This window comes from Thermodesulfovibrionia bacterium (assembly GCA_030646035.1).
Taxonomy (GTDB): Bacteria; Nitrospirota; Thermodesulfovibrionia; order UBA6902; family UBA6902; genus JACQZG01.
The window spans coordinates 127,664-142,264 of sequence record JAUSMY010000046.1 but is presented as its reverse complement, the minus strand read 5'-3'; the positions used below and the strand labels follow the sequence as shown (position 1 = coordinate 142,264).

The 14,601-nt window shown below is 43.8% G+C and carries 17 protein-coding genes; 9 read left to right on the top strand and 8 right to left on the bottom strand.

Annotation, left to right across the window (positions count from 1 at the left end; genetic code table 11):
* Positions 1-103: 103 nt before the first annotated feature.
* The gene (locus Q7U10_07580) at positions 104-1,327 is read right to left on the bottom strand and encodes a tetratricopeptide repeat protein (protein ID MDO8282468.1); all 1,224 of its coding nucleotides are present in this window, start codon (positions 1,325-1,327) and stop codon (positions 104-106) included.
* A 243-nt stretch (positions 1,328-1,570) separates the two neighbouring features.
* Here Q7U10_07580 and Q7U10_07575 point away from each other — a divergent pair, with 243 nt between their 5' ends.
* Positions 1,571-2,287: a lytic transglycosylase domain-containing protein gene (locus Q7U10_07575; GenBank protein ID MDO8282467.1), complete on the top strand. Its 717-nt coding sequence runs from the start codon at positions 1,571-1,573 to the stop codon at positions 2,285-2,287.
* A 53-nt stretch (positions 2,288-2,340) separates the two neighbouring features.
* On the opposite strand, the gene Q7U10_07570 is transcribed toward Q7U10_07575, so the two are convergent.
* The 7 genes from Q7U10_07570 to Q7U10_07540 are packed head-to-tail and all read right to left on the bottom strand — an operon-like array spanning position 2,341 to position 7,672.
* On the bottom strand, positions 2,341-3,207 hold the full coding sequence (locus tag Q7U10_07570) for a cyclic nucleotide-binding domain-containing protein (protein ID MDO8282466.1): 867 nt from the start codon (positions 3,205-3,207) through the stop codon (positions 2,341-2,343).
* On the bottom strand, positions 3,204-4,538 hold the full coding sequence (locus tag Q7U10_07565) for a hypothetical protein (GenBank protein ID MDO8282465.1): 1,335 nt from the start codon (positions 4,536-4,538) through the stop codon (positions 3,204-3,206). The genes Q7U10_07570 and Q7U10_07565 overlap by 4 nt, the downstream gene beginning before the upstream one ends.
* A 15-nt stretch (positions 4,539-4,553) precedes the next feature.
* Positions 4,554-5,021: a cyclic nucleotide-binding domain-containing protein gene (locus Q7U10_07560; protein MDO8282464.1), complete on the bottom strand. Its 468-nt coding sequence runs from the start codon at positions 5,019-5,021 to the stop codon at positions 4,554-4,556.
* A gap of 24 nt (positions 5,022-5,045) precedes the next feature.
* A complete protein-coding gene (locus tag Q7U10_07555) occupies positions 5,046-5,666 on the bottom strand; it encodes an ABC transporter substrate-binding protein (protein ID MDO8282463.1) in 621 nt (206 codons plus the stop codon).
* A 25-nt stretch (positions 5,667-5,691) separates the two neighbouring features.
* The gene (gene mlaD / locus Q7U10_07550) at positions 5,692-6,138 is read right to left on the bottom strand and encodes an outer membrane lipid asymmetry maintenance protein MlaD (protein MDO8282462.1); all 447 of its coding nucleotides are present in this window, start codon (positions 6,136-6,138) and stop codon (positions 5,692-5,694) included.
* Positions 6,135-6,914 carry an ATP-binding cassette domain-containing protein gene (locus Q7U10_07545; GenBank protein MDO8282461.1) on the bottom strand — a complete coding sequence of 260 codons (780 nt, stop codon included), beginning with the start codon at positions 6,912-6,914 and terminating at the stop codon, positions 6,135-6,137. Before Q7U10_07545 ends, mlaD begins: the two co-directional genes overlap by 4 nt.
* Positions 6,914-7,672 (bottom strand): MlaE family lipid ABC transporter permease subunit, encoded by a 759-nt coding sequence (locus tag Q7U10_07540; GenBank protein MDO8282460.1) that lies wholly within the window; start codon positions 7,670-7,672, stop codon positions 6,914-6,916. Before Q7U10_07540 ends, Q7U10_07545 begins: the two co-directional genes overlap by 1 nt.
* Before the next feature lie 249 nt (positions 7,673-7,921).
* On the opposite strand from Q7U10_07540, the gene Q7U10_07535 reads away from it, so the two are divergent.
* From Q7U10_07535 to Q7U10_07500, 8 genes are read left to right on the top strand one after another with little or no spacing between them, the layout of a single operon-like run.
* Positions 7,922-8,269 carry a metalloregulator ArsR/SmtB family transcription factor gene (locus Q7U10_07535; GenBank protein MDO8282459.1) on the top strand — a complete coding sequence of 116 codons (348 nt, stop codon included), beginning with the start codon at positions 7,922-7,924 and terminating at the stop codon, positions 8,267-8,269.
* A 42-nt stretch (positions 8,270-8,311) separates the two neighbouring features.
* Complete coding sequence (locus Q7U10_07530; protein ID MDO8282458.1) at positions 8,312-9,259, top strand: FAD/NAD(P)-binding oxidoreductase; 948 nt, start codon at positions 8,312-8,314, stop codon at positions 9,257-9,259.
* Entirely contained in the window at positions 9,216-9,557 is a 342-nt protein-coding gene (locus Q7U10_07525) for a hypothetical protein (protein MDO8282457.1), read from the top strand. The genes Q7U10_07530 and Q7U10_07525 overlap by 44 nt, the downstream gene beginning before the upstream one ends.
* Before the next feature lie 44 nt (positions 9,558-9,601).
* The gene (locus tag Q7U10_07520) at positions 9,602-10,342 is read left to right on the top strand and encodes a sulfite exporter TauE/SafE family protein (GenBank protein ID MDO8282456.1); all 741 of its coding nucleotides are present in this window, start codon (positions 9,602-9,604) and stop codon (positions 10,340-10,342) included.
* A 36-nt stretch (positions 10,343-10,378) separates the two neighbouring features.
* Positions 10,379-10,801: a DsrE/DsrF/DrsH-like family protein gene (locus tag Q7U10_07515; protein MDO8282455.1), complete on the top strand. Its 423-nt coding sequence runs from the start codon at positions 10,379-10,381 to the stop codon at positions 10,799-10,801.
* 51 nt (positions 10,802-10,852) lie between these two features.
* Positions 10,853-13,156, top strand: a complete 2,304-nt coding sequence (locus Q7U10_07510; GenBank protein ID MDO8282454.1) for an MMPL family transporter — start codon at positions 10,853-10,855, stop codon at positions 13,154-13,156.
* Between the two features lies 1 nt (position 13,157).
* Entirely contained in the window at positions 13,158-13,946 is a 789-nt protein-coding gene (locus tag Q7U10_07505; GenBank protein MDO8282453.1) for an outer membrane lipoprotein-sorting protein, read from the top strand.
* A complete protein-coding gene (locus Q7U10_07500; GenBank protein ID MDO8282452.1) occupies positions 13,943-14,596 on the top strand; it encodes a methyltransferase domain-containing protein in 654 nt (217 codons plus the stop codon). The genes Q7U10_07505 and Q7U10_07500 overlap by 4 nt, the downstream gene beginning before the upstream one ends.
* The last annotated feature ends 5 nt before the right edge of the window (positions 14,597-14,601 follow it).

The following is a 14,601-nucleotide window of genomic DNA, read 5'->3' as shown; positions in this document are numbered from 1 at the left end:
ACAAGACCCCTTATGAGGCATACTGGAATCTGCCTATTGGCGGATATAGGAAATCAGAACAGCTTTTGGAGGCGGCATGATGGCCGGTGCATTCCACCTTAAATCAGCCCCTAACCTGTCCAATGGATGGGGTCCACCTCTCGTAGCCTGCCTTGAAGACGCCCTTGCCCTCAAATGTCGGATGAACATAACCTAAGCCAATACTGTATACATTGCCGTCCCTGTCCTCATTGCTGTTAACAGACGATTCCAGCATATCTCTGTGCAGGAGTCCAAGACTGACCACGCCGATATTACCGGGGTTAAGCATGAATTTTATGGTCGGCTTCAGAGACAAGAGAGATGCATATCCGCTGTCATCAAGTATTATATGATGGTATTCAATGGGGAAGAAGATATTGCCGCCATTTATATTGCGCCCGGGAGTTACAGAGAGCTTCTGTACCAGAAGGTTATGGGAATTTATTTCACTGTAGTTGTTAGCAAATATTCTGTAGCCTGCATTAAGAAACCACGGCCCTCTGAGATGCCGTTTATAATCAACATTGAACATTGCCACAATGCTGATGTCGTCCTCACCTGTCACATCATCAACGCCTGGTATATCTGACAATGGTTTTGCAACCACATTGTCATCATACTGTACCGCAGCGCCTACCATGAAGCTCCATTTTTTCATCTGCTCCACCATCCCTGCAAGGCTGCTCTCATACTCTCTCGCATAATCGGCCAGCTCGGAAGAAGGGTTTACATTAACGGCTGCGTTAAGGCTTGCCCTCGCATCTTCGATTCTTCTTTCCTGTGCATAGGCTATCCCGGTGTGAAGATCAGCCTTCTGCGCAAGAGAGGGATCAAGTTCCTTTGCCTTTATAAAGGAATCAACAGCCTCGCTGTTTCTGCCATCCAGCAGGCAGACAAGACCCCTTAGATAAGCCAGATCTGCCGGTGCGGCCTCGGCCTGCTCAGCTTGCTGAATGTAAAGTTTTGCATCAGCAGAATTATTCTGTCTGTAAAGTATCTCAACCAGGTTAGTGTAAGCCTTTTTTTCAACCGGCATCATACTTACGGCATCCTTAAGCTGTTCTACAGCATCAGAGATCTGCCCGATTTGCTCATAGGCAAGCCCGAGATAATATGCAGCAGTTGAAGAATCAGGCTTCTGCTGCCTCGCCTCTTTAAATAACTGGAGAGACTCATCATAGTTTTCAGCATTGTACTCTTCGATTCCTTTCTGCAAACTGTCCAGGGCAAATGACTGGGTTGACATTAAGCCAAAGCCAAATAGGAAAATCAAAAGCAGTAACAGATAAGACATTAATCTACGCATTAATACCTCCTTTTGCTTAAGTTATAAAAACATTTATCAAACAATGTATAATTCTTTCATTTTCGCAAGATAAAGCGACAAATTTTCCCATATCAATGGCGAATTAGTCAAGTATAAAAGCAATAATAAACATAAGAGTAAAATCACATAAAAGATTTTAGTTATCCAAGTCAATTACTGAATTTAACCAAAGGATATAAATTAATAATTGACCGCCATAACCTTTAACTGGTATATTTTAGTATGCTGAAAGCATTTTTCATATTTGTAATTTCGGCCGTCCTTCTGTCTTTTTCGTTATCATATGGGGAGATATATAAGTCTGTTGATAAGAACGGAGTTGTTCTATTCACAAATGTCCCTCCGGTAACCTCCCATAAGAAAAAAATAAAAGTAAACAAGTTCAACAGTTATGACAGCAGCAGCTACTACGACCAGATAATCAATAATAAATCATCAAAATACAGCGTAGATGCTTCCTTGATTAAAGCCATAATAACTGTAGAATCCAACTGGAGAAAAAACGCTGTCTCTAACAAGGGCGCTATGGGGCTTATGCAGCTCATGCCTTCTACTGCAAAAGACATGGGCGTGATCAACCCCTTTGACCCTGAGGAAAATATAGACGGCGGGACAAGATACCTCCGTTTTCTGCTTGATATGTTCAATGATCTTCCGCTTGCCGTTGCTGCCTATAATGCCGGGCCGGGCACTGTTACGGATTACGGAGGAGTACCGGCATTCCCTGAGACAGAAGATTATGTAAATAAAGTATTCTCTCTTTATGAAGGAAAGACCAATTGGGTAACAAACAGAAATACAAATAGAGATGATACCGGCAGAGCTATTACTGATAAAGATATCCCGGCAAAGATTTACAAAGTTACCATGGATGACGGAACACTTTTTTTTACAAATATTCCGTCAGAATATAAAAGTTTAAAACTCTCAAAATTCTGATTCTCGCCTAATAAGCAAAACTATTGCACCTGAAGACGCCTCGGAGCACCCCGTTACATATCAAGCAATGATGCATGCATCAGAACATCCTCTGCGGCGCTGCTGAGCTTACTGAAACTCTTAGCGTTAAGTATAGCTACAGAAGCATATATTGCAAGAGTATGGAGTATCTTCAGGTTCTCTATCGTAAACATCTTTTCCGAACTGTTGCTCAGATTTATAACGCCGAAGATATTACCCTTGCCTTTCAGCGGCGCACAAAGCATCGAATGTATCCTGGCCCCGCCCTTTACAAACCTTGAATCCAGCGAGACATTATTGACAAGCTCTGCCTTCCCGGTCTTAAGCACATCTCCGGCAATGCCCTCACCTACTGCAAACTCCATGGCATCGCCTGCCTTATCCCCGAATGCAGACTTGATGGTCAGGGTTTTCTTGTTATCGTCAAATATCATTATAGAGCCGTTGTCAGTATTTATGATGTTCTTTGCCTCATCAAGTATCAGTTTGCAGGTCTCATCAACATCCATACAGGCATGAAGCACATCAAGCCTGCTCTTCTTAAGCTTTGTGAACTCATCATCCAGCTTCCTTATCCTCATGCTTGTGGTTTCCAGTATCTTAAATACCATGGAAGGGTCCCTGCTCGCATTTGAAAAGAACTTCTTTTTATCTATGTTCAATATCCTTGCCTCTCCTACGGCAGTGGCATTTGCAGAGCGGGGCAGCTTATCAAACAGCGCCATCTCACCGAACAATTCTCCTGTATCAAGGATTGCAATGGTCATGTCTCCTGAGTCGGTTTTTTTGGTTATCCTTACCTTGCCTGACTGGATGACAAACATGTTTTCGCCCTTATCACCTTCTTTAAATATTACCTCACCGTCTGAATAAACCTTCCCAATATCTGAGTAGCTCATTTCCGCCTCCTTACAATACTTCCGGCAAATTCTCTCCAAAGATCAATATGCATCGGGATGCTGATAGCTGTTTTGAATATGTCTTTATAACGCTCATTACCGGTAAACATATTCCAGAGGATCGTGCTTAGTACCCTGGGATTGCCAGGCCCTTTCTGTTCATCCTCAACAACTGCAAGCATCCCTTTTGTCATTATACCGTACTTTTTGTAAAGGTCTGTTACCCAAAAGAGATACCTTCCGTAATAATTATCTATCTTGATGCCCCTGTATGCAGGGTAGTAACCTTCTCTGAAATGTTCTTTGCTTACCCCGTCAAATACAACAGTCTTTGCAACCGCTTTGCCCATTATATATGCTGCGCCGATGCCGTCTTTAAAGAGCCTTGTTGACCCGGCATCACCGCAGATCACTATTCTGTCAGTAAAAGGAATTCTCGGAGCGCCTATGCTCATCTTGGGCAGGCATCTGCACATAGGCTTTACATATGCCCCCCTTGGCAATATCTTCCTGACTATATCATGGTTTAGAAAATTTTCCATAGTGTGAGAACCCATGTTCTTTCCGAGTATACAGACGGTAACATAACTGCCCTTGGGTATCATGGCGGCAAACTTCATGCCCGGCAAAGGAAGCAGAAAAAGCTGTATGGAATTGCCAAAATATTCAGAAACCACATCTTCACCAAATTCCAATTCTGCAATGGCTGTGGTTATAGTCTCAGGCCTGCTGTATCCGAATCCGATATCTTCAAACATCTTTGCTGCGGTAGAATTGACGCCGAAAGCGCCTACAACAGCGTCTGACTCATGCACCTTTTCACCCTGAGAAAAAAGAAGAGGCTTATCGCCGTTGTATTCTATCCTGTCAATGCGTAAAGGCCTGTGTACGGCACCGAGTTCAATAGCCTGCTTAAGCAGAAAGTTATCAAAACTCTCCTTGCCTGCCAGATTAATTTCAGAAGGCCCACCTCCTCTCTTGATTGTAGCAATGGTCTTTTCAAAGGAAGGGGTGACAATATCAACACTGCCGTGTAATGTATGCAGCCTGTAGGAATTGATGCCTCTCTGGATAACGGAATCAGGAAGGTTGATGCCCTCAACAGCAAGCGTTTGAACCAGAAGTTCGGATATTACACCGCCGCACCTGTTGCATCCAGCGGGACCGTTCCTGGAAAAATCCTTGGGATCAAAGATGGTGATATTTAACTTCTTGTCGATCATCTTTGCCATTTTAAGGGCAAAGATCGTGAAGAAAGTCCCGGACGGGCCGCCACCTATAACTGCTATATCAGCACCGTCATTCAGGATGTACTTATCATTGAAAATCATTGCCCTTCGGAGGGCTTAAAAGATCGTTGCCATTCTTTCAACAGACCTTCTAAGGCGTATGGACATGGTTCTGACTATTCCTTTAAGTATCTTAATCCCGATATGCGGGTATTCTTCCATGAATTTATCAAGAGTATCGCGCTTAAGAATAAAGAGTTCTGAATCTTCAAGCGCCACAACAGCGGCAGAACGGACCTGGCCGTCGAGCATTGAAAGCTCACCAGTAAAAGAGCCCTTCCCAAGCAATGCAAGCACTATGGACTTATCCTTAAACTCTGTCTCTTTCTTTACCTCAAGCCTGCCTGAGAGAACTATACCAAAATAATCTCCCGGGTCTCCCTCTTTAAAAAGTGTGGCGCCGGCAGGATACCTTACCCGCTCAAAAAACGGAATTACGGTATCCAGTTCCTTTTCAGTCAATAACTGGAATATCTGAAGCTTGTCTTTTAAGTCATGAATAATTTTCTTCAGTTCATCGCTCATATATCATCTCCGGCAAAACACATATTAGAGAGAGGATTTTACCTCTTTCAGTTTATCCTTCATCTGCTCAATAAGTTTTGCATAAGAATTCTTCACAATGATCTCGTTATACTGACCCTTGTATGTGCTGACAAAACTGACGCCTTCTATGGTGACATCATAAACCAGCCATTTGCCGTCTTTATTTATCAGCTTATAATAAATAGGGATATCAACTTTTTCTGTGACTATGGATGTCTCAACCTCTCCATATTTGCCTTCGCTTTTTATCTTCTCACTGTCATAGGTCACCTTCTCATTTGTATATCCCTCTATCTTGCCGATATAAGATGCCTCCAAGAGATCTGAAAATATAGAAACAAACTCATTCTGCTCAGCAGGCGTGCGTTCCTTCCAGTGATTGGCAAGAGAGCGTTTGCCCATCTCGGCAAAATCAAAGCGCTCATTCAGCAAAGCCCTTATCTTTTCACGCCTGACTTCCTTCTTGTCAGAAGTTGAAAGTGATTTATCCCTCAAGAGAGCTAGAATAGCGTCTATTGTCGTCTGCAAAGATGCCTTGGGAGAATCACCTGCGAACGAATAAGAAAACATCTGAAGCGAAAAAACAAAAACAGTACTTATTAAAATCAACCTGACCAGTTTCATACTCACACCTCAATATAATTAGAATTTACTTTTTATCAAACATGTATTTACTTACAAGCTCTTCAAGCACAAGCGATGATTCCGTCTCAACTATCTCTCCGCCGTCCTTTATAAGATCTTCAGAAGCGCCCGGTGAAAGTTTTACATACTTGTCGCCTATTATCCCCTGCGTTCTGATAGACGCGATCGTGTCTTCCTGAAGTTTCACATTAGGGTTTATAAGCATCTCCACTTTTGCCTGATAGTCATCACCATTAAGACTGACACTTGCTACCTTCCCCACAATGACGCCGGCAATCTCTACAGTGGCGTCCTTGGTAAGGCCGGAGATGTTTCCAAACTGGGCACTGACCTTATACTGGTCTGTGCCGAAAAGGCTTACCCCGCCCAGCGTCACTGACATGTAAGCAAGTGCGACCAATCCCAACACCAGAAATATTCCTACAATTGTCTCTATGCTTATTTTCTTCATTGAATATCCTCCATTTCACTTGAATATAATCTTCCCATTGTTGTCTCGACAAATTGTCTTATAACAGGCTTGTCTGAAAGCTGAAATTCCTCAGGAGTAAGGTTCTCTTCAACAATACCATCGTGGAAGAGAAGGACATAGTCAGCCAGTTTGAATATCTTCGGCACATCATGGCTGACGATAATGGCTGTATACCCGAGCTTTGCCTGTGTGCGGAAAAAGATACGGTATATCTCATTGCTCATCGCCACATCAAGGCCTGTGGTAGGCTCGTCAAAGAACATAATCTTGGGTTTAAGAACAAGCGCCCTCGCAAGCCCTACCCTCTTCTTCATTCCCCCGCTGACCTGTGCAGGAAACTTTTCATGCGCTCCCCTGACCTCCATGAGTTCCAGATATTCATTAACAGTATCTTTTATCTCAGCCTCTGACATCTTTGTTCGCTCTCTCAGAGGAAGGGCGACGTTATCAAATATCGTCATTGAATCAAAAAGTGCCGAGTTCTGAAAGAGAACGCCGAATTCAGACCTTATATCCTTAAGCTCTTTTTTGCTTATCTTGTTAATATCCTTGCCATATACAAAAACGTTGCCGCTTGTAGGCTTCATCAGGCCGAGGATGTGCTTTATGGTTAGGCTCTTACCTTGGCCGCTTCCGCCCACGATAACAGAAGTCCTGCCCTCAACTACAGAGAGGTTAAGGCCCTTGAGTATCTTTTGAGTACCAAAAGATTTCTCAACATCTACCAGTTGTATTATATAATTGTTATCAATCATCAGATCAGCATGGAAGTCAGGAAATAATCAAAGACCAGAACAGAGACTGACGAGAGGACGACAGCATTTGTAGTGACCCTGCTTACACCCTCTGCTCCAAAGCCCCCTCCTCTTGTCATATGAACAAAGTAACCCATTGCAGAAGAGATCCAAACAATAATGAGGCCGAAGGATAGAGACTTCACGAGTCCCATATAAATATCGTCAAACTTCACATCAGTGAGCATCGTATTAAAGAATGCCCCCTGATTCGTGCCCAGGAGCTTGACGCCTACAAGGTATCCTCCGAATATCCCTACAATATCAAACATGGCTGTCAAAAGCGGCAAGGAGATTATCCCTGCAATGAACTTGGGAGATATTATGAATTTATACGGATCGATAGCCATACACTCAAGAGCGTCTATCTGCTCGGAGTTCCTCATTATGCCGATCTCAGCACAGATAGCAGAGCCAGCCCGTCCGGTAACCATAAGCGCGGTTAAGACAGGGCCCAGTTCCCTTATCAGACTGAGCGCAACAGCTGAGCCCAAAAGCCCCTCAGCTCCGAACTTTTTCAGTGTGTTGAATCCCTGAAGACCGAGCACCATCCCGGAAAAAAGTCCTGTGAAAATAACTACAAAGACGGAAAGAGCGCCGATAACATATATCTGCTTTACTACAGGAGCTATTTTGTAAGGCGGCTTGATGCAGGCATAAAGGGATTGAAAGAGAAATATGACCATCATCCCTGCTTGATCAAGGTAATAGATTACCATGTCACCGATTTTCTCAAAAAAGTTCAAAGAATTCTCCTTGCTGTATTAATAAACTGAATTATTATACAAAATAAATATTCTCATATTCTATATGGAACACAAGAATAAAGCATTCAACACATAATATCAAGCATTATTAAATCGCAAATAGATCAGGAGTATTCGTTCGTAATCAAAGCCTCTTCACCGATTTGCCACCCGAAAAATTATATAGTTGACAATCATATGCAAATATCGTAATATTTGAATATGACAAAAGATATATTGTTGCGTATTGAGATACTCAAGGCCATTACCCATCCTGTCAGAATAAAAATCCTGACCGAACTCTCCAATGGTGTTAAGTGCGTAAGCGATTTCGAAGACTTTCTTGACAATGTGAGTCAGCCAAATATATCTCAGCACCTGTCAAAGCTCAGGAGCGCCGGGATCATCGATTTTTTTATTGACGGCAGATTAAGATGCTACTTCCTGAAGAGTCCATTAGCATTGGATATCATTCATATATTAAATAAGGAATATTCCGAGGATCTACCCGGGCCCAAATGCTGCCCTGTGTCAAAAAAAGGTACCTACCCCGGGAAAAGAAAGAGATAATAATCCTGATCAATAATGCATTTATAAATTAAAGGAGGAAAGATGGGAAGCGATGGAAAAACGATCGTAGTCTTAGGCGGAGGAGTTGGCGGATTGACTACGGCTAATGATCTCAGGAAGAAATTAGGAAATGAACACAAGATAATAATAGTAGATAAAAGCAAAGAGCATATATCTGCCTCTTCCTTTCTCTGGGTAATGTGCGGAGACAGACAACCGGAAGAAATCAAAAAAGACATCTCAAGACTGATCGAGAGCGGCATTGATCTTATAAATGAAGATATCGTAAAGATCGATACTCAAAACAAAACAGTCAAAACCGAAAAGAAAGAGATCGCCTATGATTACCTTGTGATCTCTCTCGGCGCTTCATTATTTCCCGATGCAGTGCCAGGCCTTGAAGACGCCTTAAAAAAAGATGCCTGCAATATTTACACATTAGACGGGATACTGAAAGCGAGAGACAGTATAAAGAACTTCTCCGGCGGGAACATAGTAGTCCTTGTTTCTTCCATGCCTTACAAATGTCCGGCTGCACCCTATGAAACCGCCTTCCTGCTGAAAGATATCTTTAGAAAGAGAGGCCTTGAAAATAATGTTAATGTGAAAATATTTGCTCCCGAACCACTGCCAATGCCGGTTGCCGGGCCTGCTGTGGGAAATATGATAAAAGAGATGCTTGGAGAAGCGGGAATAGAATACAATTTTGAGCACAAGGTTGCCTCAATAGATGCAGAACAAAAGGAAATAACTTTTGACAAAGGGAAGGCAAACTATGATCTATTATTGGTAGTTCCTCCTCACAAATCCCCCAAGGTCATCAGAGAATCAGGATTGACTGATGACTGGATACCAGCGGATAAAGATACATTAAAAACTCAATTTGAAAATGTCTACGCCATAGGAGATGTAGCCAAGGTCAAGATACCCAGAGTGGAAGCCGGGTATGCCTCTGATGCTTCCCAAGGCAGGGGTTTTTGCCCATTTTGAAGCAAAAGTTGTGGCTGAAAATATTGCAAATGAGATTTTGGGGATCGGAGAAAAAGCGGAATATACGGGAGAAGGAGGCTGTTTCATAGAGATCGGAGATGGTACAGCCGGGTTCGGCTCCGGGAATTTCTACGCTACTCCGAATCCACAGGTAAAAATGCGCAAGCCTTCTCCATTGTGGCATTTAGGAAAGGTCATATTTGAAAAACACTGGCTGTCAGAATCGTTTTTAAAAAAACCAATGGCCATGCTTCTTGAAAAGACCATGTACGGTGATTACAAAAAAATACGGCGTTGAGATATCTATATACAAATTAACTCTATAGGAGAGATAAAAAAACTATGGAAATACAATTATTGATCACACTCGTAATACTCGGTCTTGGCGGAGGTTTCTTATCCGGACTGCTCGGCCTGGTCGGTGTCGGGCAGTTTGACATGAAGCAGGTTGCCGCCATCAGTATGGTGCAGGTGCTGTCAGCATCCCTGACAGCTGTTATCGTTCATAATAAAAACCGTTTTGTGAGCAAGTCTCTCCTTCTCTACATGGGAGTATGCAATGCCATAGGTAATCTTGCAGGTTCTCTCTTCTCAAAAACTTCCAAAAGCTCTTTCCTGTTAGCTATCTTTGCTACAATGGCTGTTATAGCTGCAGTGACAATGTTCATTCCAAAGCGTGAGCAGGGAGAGGATATCTCACCTGATGACCTTCAATATAACAAACCGCTTGCGATATTCTTAAGCCTTTTGATAGGCACTTTCGGCGGCATGGTCGGTGCGCCGGGAGCTTTCATCTACATCCCGGCAATGATATATCTGCTTAACATTCCGACACGCATTGTAATAGGCAGTACGCTTGGAATCGTCTTTCTGGGCGCACTCATGGGAACCATAGGCAAGATGACTACCGGACAGATACTATGGCCATATGCGATAGCGCTTGTCATCGGCACAATACCGGGGGCGCAATTCGGCGGGAAGATGAGTAAGAAAGTAAATACCAAATACCTCCGCCTGGCAATTGCCGTTATTATCGCAATAACAGGTCTAAGAATGTGGTACCAGATATTGACGGGAAAATAAATAACAGTTGGCTTTAAAAAATTAAGGAGGGATAAAATGGAAAAGGTTATCAAAAACGTTTCGATTATGTGTTTCCACGATGAACTGTGCCAGGTTTACAATGCCCTCATGACCGCGTACAGCCTCCTGAAAGAGGGTTCTAATGTCACAATGTTCTTCGGGTCGCGCGGGGTCAACGCCCTTCATAAGGACAAGGTAAACACACTTGTCTGCCTGCCGGACCAACCTAAAGAAGAAGGCGATGCTGTTATGGCGAGGATGGATGAAATGAACCTCCCGTCGGTTGAAGATCTGCTTTTCATGCTCTACAAAGAGGGAGCGAAGCTGCTTGCATGTCCCTTGAACGTCCCGCTCTTTGGCATGACCAAGCAGGATTTTGTTGATGGTGTAGAGGTAGCTGACCCGGCCACATATTATAAAGATGTTGTTATCAAGGCGGATATGAATCTGACGTTTTAAGTAAGCAGCTTGCGAATATTATCATTCCTGCGTAAATAGGTGGAGGTATGCATGCGTAAGTTTTCCCTTGTTGAATTTTCTGTTGAACATCCAAAACTAATCGTACTGCTTACGATTATCATCACACTTGCGTTTGCGACCCAGTTTACGAAGATCAAGACTGACACGAACCCCAAAAGCATGCTCCCTGAGACATCAGATGTCAGGATGTGGAATGACGAAGTAGAAAAGACCTTCAGCCTTTATGAAGACATGATCGTGGTCGGGATTGTGAATGAAAAAGGCGTTCTCAACAAAGATACCCTCGGAAAGGTCCAGAGGATCACAGATGAAATATTAAAACTTAAGGGCGTTGCTGCCAGAGATGTAAACAGCTTTCCGACTATTACCAATGTAACTGCCGAAGCAGGCACGCTGCGGGTCGCTCCTCTCATGACAGAAGTTCCAAAAAGTGAGGCGGAGATAGAGTCACTCAGGAAGATGCTGTTTGAAAACCCGCTATTCATTGACAAAATTATCTCAAAGGATGGAAAGACTACCGCCATATATGTCCCTCTTGAAAAAGGATCAAACGGAAAAGAGATCGCCGATGAGATAAAAAAGATATTGAAGAAAGAAACAGGCGATGAAAAATATTACGTAGCAGGCGATCCTGTAGCACGGGATACTTTCGGAGCTGAGATGTTCAAGCTCATGGCGATCTTTGCCCCGATTGCAGGAATGGTCATGCTTCTTGTCAGGTATCTCATGTTCAGAGACCTTTTCCTCTCCATTACGCTGATGATGGACGCCATGGTCAGCATCGTCTGGAGCATGGGACTTCTTATTGGCCTTGGCTACCCTATTCATATCATGAGTTCAATGGCGCCTGTCTTTCTTATGGCTATCGCAACAGACAGCATGCATATATTCAACGAGTTCTACTTCCGCTACAGGGAGAAGAAAGACAAAAAGGCCGCAATAATCGAGACAATGCGAGCTGTGAGCCGCCCTGTCCGCAACACCGCATTGGCAACAGCCGTCGGTTTCGGCGTGCTTCTTTTTATGAATATTATCCCGGTACAGGTCTTTGGCGGTGTTGTGGCATTCGGCACTATCGTCCTGCGGATCTTGAGTTTCAGCTTTATCCCGGCCATGTTCACCTTTGTGAAAGATGAGCAGATAGAAAAGATCGCTCATGCGGAAGACATCGGCTCAAGCAGGACTTCGAGTTTATTACAGAAGCTTGCCTCAATAGGCACGCATAGTCCAAAGGCTACGGTCATCGCCGGCCTTGTGCTTTGTGCGATAGCAATTGTCGGGGTAACAAAAATGAATGTCAATAATAATCTGGTGGAATGGTTCAAGAAGGACAGCGATGTTCGTATAGCCGATACGGTCATAAACAGTTCTCTCGGCGGCACCTCAATGGCATATGTCGTCGCGACTGCAGAAGAAGATGATTTCATAAAAACCCCTGAGGCGATGCGCTATATCGAGGGGCTTCAGCAGCACCTTGAAAAACTCTCTGTTGTCGGCAAGACAACTTCGGTTGTTGACTACGTGAAGCGGATTAACCTTGTCCTTCATGACAATGACCCTAAATATGATGTTGTCCCTGAGACAAAGGAGATGATCGGGCAGTATATCTTCCTCTTCTCAATGTCTGCAAAGCCCGCTGATCTGGACAATGTTGTGGACTACCCGTTCAGAAAAGCGAACATCTGGGTGCAGTTGAAGACATGGGACGCGCAGGCAATGAGGGAGGTGATAAAGGCGATGGATGAGTACAAGACTGCCCATCCTGTTGCTATGGAATTGAAGCCGTCGGGTATCGCCTACTTCAACCTTGTCTGGAATGATGAGGTGTTATGGGACATGGTAACGGGCTTTATTATTGCATTGATAGCCGTATTTGCCATCCTTGCCTTTGACTTCCGATCCGTCAAATGGGCTATTGTCGGATATACCCCGCTTCTCTTCACAATACTGTTTATCTATGGAGTTGTCGGCTTTATCGGCAAGGACTTTGATATGCCGATCTCTGTTCTTTCCTGCCTCTCTCTCGGCATGGCGGTGGACTTTGCTATCCATTTTGTGAGCAGGCTCAGGCAACGCATGACCGAAACGAAGGGGAGCGAAACTCTTTCTGACGCATTGCTCTGGACAGCAGCGCGTCCCGGGAAAGGGATAATGCGCAACGCAATACTCTTTGCAGCATCCTTTGCCGTAATGATATTCGCGCCGTTAACCCCGTATATAACTGTGGGCGCTTTCATTGTCAGCATGATGCTGCTCAGCGCGATAATGACAATAATTTATCTGCCAGCTCTTATTGTTTTACTGCAAGGCTGGCTTTTCAAAAGGGAGAGTTAAAATGAAGCGATATCTGATGTTATTGGTTGTACTGTTAATGCCGTTAAATGTCTTTGCCCTGACTGCGGAGGAAGCTGTTAAAAAATCTCAGGAAGCTTTCTTCTATCAAGGCAAGGATTTCAAGGCAAGGGTCATGATGAAGCTTATCAGCAAAAGCGGACAGGAGAGAGTCAGGGAACTTACAATGCTGAGAAAGAATTACGGCGCGTCTGGCGGAGAGCAGAAATATTTCATGTACTTCTATCAGCCTGCTGACGTGAAAGACATGACGTTCATGGTTTACAAATTCCCTGCTAAAGACGATGACAGGTGGCTCTTTGTGCCTGCGATCAACATGGTTCGACGGATTGCCGCGCAGGACAAAAGCTCAAGCTTTGTCGGCTCTGATTTTACATATGAAGATGTTTCGGGACGGGATGTGGAAGATGATAACCATGCTATTGCAAAAGAGGAAAGACTTGATACAAAAGAGTGCTATGTTATAAAAAGCTCTCCAAAGGCTCAGGATGTTGATTACAGTTACAAACTCTCATGGATTGACAAGGTCAGTTTCCTGCCGCTGAAAGAAGAGTATTATGACAAAAAAGGCGAACTCTACAGAGTCTTCAGCGCTGATGAAATACAAGATGTTAAAGGTATTCCGACAATCACAAAGAGAGCGATGAAAAACCTGGCAAGCGGACACAGGACAGAGGTTACCTATACGAAAACGGATTACAACATCGGGATAGAAGACAGCCTGTTCAGCGAACGATTCTTAAAGCAGCCGCCGAAGAAGTGGGTGGAATGAGTTCTGATGTTGAAGCCTTTGACAAGCATGCCGGGGATTACGATAAGTGGTTTGATAGTGCGGAAGGCAAAGTGCTTTTTGAACTGGAGGCCGCGTCAGCAAGGCTTTTGATGAAAGGACTTGAACATCCCTTCCTCGAAATCGGAGTAGGAACGGGACGATTTGCAGAAGCATTGGGTATTGAGTACGGCATTGATCCTTCTAAAGAAGTTTTAAAGATAGCGGAGATGCGCGGGATAAAGGCCGAGACAGCTTCAGGAGATAAACTGCCTTTTAAAGATGAATCTTTTGGAGGCGTATTTATACTGTTTACGCTCTGCTTTGTGGAAAATCCTGAGAAGGTGATCTCTGAGGCAAAAAGGGTTTTGAAGAAAAACGGAGGGCTTATCGCCGGGATAATAAACAAGGAAAGTTTATGGGGTCAGCTGTATGCGAGAAAAAAAGCAGAAGGACACTCTATATACAAGTATGCAAAGTTTTATAGCGTCAATGAAGTTAAAGAGATGATAGAGAAGGCAGGCTTGAGAGTTGATTCGTATTCGTCAACATTATGTCAGCCTCCATCAGTTAAGCCTGGGAAAGAAGTTGCAAATAACAGATTGGTAAAAGATGCGGGTTTTGTTTGTATCCGGGCAGACAAATCAGTATAGGCGCA

Coding starts and splice junctions, on each gene's coding strand:
- Q7U10_07580 (MDO8282468.1), bottom strand. CDS start 1,327: ATGCGTAGATTAATGTCTTATCTGTTACTGCTTTTGATTTTCCTATTT.
- Q7U10_07575 (MDO8282467.1), top strand. CDS start 1,571: ATGCTGAAAGCATTTTTCATATTTGTAATTTCGGCCGTCCTTCTGTCT.
- Q7U10_07570 (MDO8282466.1), bottom strand. CDS start 3,207: ATGAGCTACTCAGATATTGGGAAGGTTTATTCAGACGGTGAGGTAATA.
- Q7U10_07565 (MDO8282465.1), bottom strand. CDS start 4,538: ATGATTTTCAATGATAAGTACATCCTGAATGACGGTGCTGATATAGCA.
- Q7U10_07560 (MDO8282464.1), bottom strand. CDS start 5,021: ATGAGCGATGAACTGAAGAAAATTATTCATGACTTAAAAGACAAGCTT.
- Q7U10_07555 (MDO8282463.1), bottom strand. CDS start 5,666: ATGAAACTGGTCAGGTTGATTTTAATAAGTACTGTTTTTGTTTTTTCG.
- mlaD (MDO8282462.1), bottom strand. CDS start 6,138: ATGAAGAAAATAAGCATAGAGACAATTGTAGGAATATTTCTGGTGTTG.
- Q7U10_07545 (MDO8282461.1), bottom strand. CDS start 6,914: ATGATTGATAACAATTATATAATACAACTGGTAGATGTTGAGAAATCT.
- Q7U10_07540 (MDO8282460.1), bottom strand. CDS start 7,672: ATGGTAATCTATTACCTTGATCAAGCAGGGATGATGGTCATATTTCTC.
- Q7U10_07535 (MDO8282459.1), top strand. CDS start 7,922: ATGACAAAAGATATATTGTTGCGTATTGAGATACTCAAGGCCATTACC.
- Q7U10_07530 (MDO8282458.1), top strand. CDS start 8,312: ATGGGAAGCGATGGAAAAACGATCGTAGTCTTAGGCGGAGGAGTTGGC.
- Q7U10_07525 (MDO8282457.1), top strand. CDS start 9,216: ATGCCTCTGATGCTTCCCAAGGCAGGGGTTTTTGCCCATTTTGAAGCA.
- Q7U10_07520 (MDO8282456.1), top strand. CDS start 9,602: ATGGAAATACAATTATTGATCACACTCGTAATACTCGGTCTTGGCGGA.
- Q7U10_07515 (MDO8282455.1), top strand. CDS start 10,379: ATGGAAAAGGTTATCAAAAACGTTTCGATTATGTGTTTCCACGATGAA.
- Q7U10_07510 (MDO8282454.1), top strand. CDS start 10,853: ATGCGTAAGTTTTCCCTTGTTGAATTTTCTGTTGAACATCCAAAACTA.
- Q7U10_07505 (MDO8282453.1), top strand. CDS start 13,158: ATGAAGCGATATCTGATGTTATTGGTTGTACTGTTAATGCCGTTAAAT.
- Q7U10_07500 (MDO8282452.1), top strand. CDS start 13,943: ATGAGTTCTGATGTTGAAGCCTTTGACAAGCATGCCGGGGATTACGAT.